Annotated in this window: 1 protein-coding gene; it reads left to right on the top strand. The window is 44.1% G+C overall.

Annotation, left to right across the window (positions count from 1 at the left end):
- Positions 1-297: hypothetical protein (locus tag ACXAG7_RS20120; RefSeq protein WP_476667950.1), on the top strand; the 297-nt coding region annotated here is incomplete at both ends.

Below are 297 nucleotides of genomic sequence, written 5' to 3'. Positions count from 1 at the left end.
ATCCGACTGCCTTTAACGGTGACGGTAACATTACTTCTTCTGACTTAACGGTTGGTGGTGATGCTAACGCTTTATTAGGAGATGTTACGCTTGAAATCTCAGTAGGTGCTGTTGGAACAACAGAATTAGCTGACAATGCTGTGACCACGGTTAAGATCAACGACAACGCTGTAACTACCGGAAAAATTAATGCCAATGCAGTAACCACTGCGAAGATTAATGACGATGCGGTAACAGCTGCTAAAATAAATGCGGATGTTGCGGGTACTGGTTTAACACAAAACGGTGCGGGTGCTT

It is taken from the genome of Tenacibaculum sp. AWR4_210 (assembly GCF_056160945.1).
Note: the sequence above shows the minus strand (reverse complement) of the source record. Positions and strands in the feature narration are given on the sequence as shown.